Genomic DNA, 450 nt, shown 5'->3' on the forward strand with positions numbered 1-450 from the left:
TGACCATTAACGGCACCACTGCCCATATCGCCGCCGGACAAACCGTTACCCTGACGCTGAATGGCAAAGCCTACACCGCCACCGTTGGCAGCGACGGCCACTGGTCTGTCACCCTTCCTCCCGCCGATCTTCAGGCGCTGGCCGATGGACAAACCCTCATTACCGCCAGCGTGCCGGGAATTAGCGGGACAGTGTCAGCCGAACACACGCTGTCGGTGCTGATTAATACCCTGCCACAGGCCACCCTCGATCTGCCATTTGGCGACGGTGTTTTGGACACGACAGAGGCCGGACAAAACCAGATTATCCGCGGTTCAACCGGCATTACCGGCAGCGGACAGCAGGTGACCCTCACGCTGGGCGGTAAAACCTACACGGGCACCGTCGACGCCAATGGCAACTGGCACATTACGCTGCCCTCCGACGATTTACGCGCCTTGCCACAGGGTG

General features: G+C 60.7%; 1 pseudogene. It reads left to right on the top strand.

Annotated features, from left to right (window positions below):
- Window positions 1–450: pseudogene (locus tag KP22_RS21120) on the top strand (Ig-like domain-containing protein); the annotation flags it as partial.

This window comes from Pectobacterium betavasculorum, assembly GCF_000749845.1.
In the GTDB taxonomy this organism is placed as follows: Bacteria; Pseudomonadota; Gammaproteobacteria; order Enterobacterales; family Enterobacteriaceae; genus Pectobacterium; species Pectobacterium betavasculorum.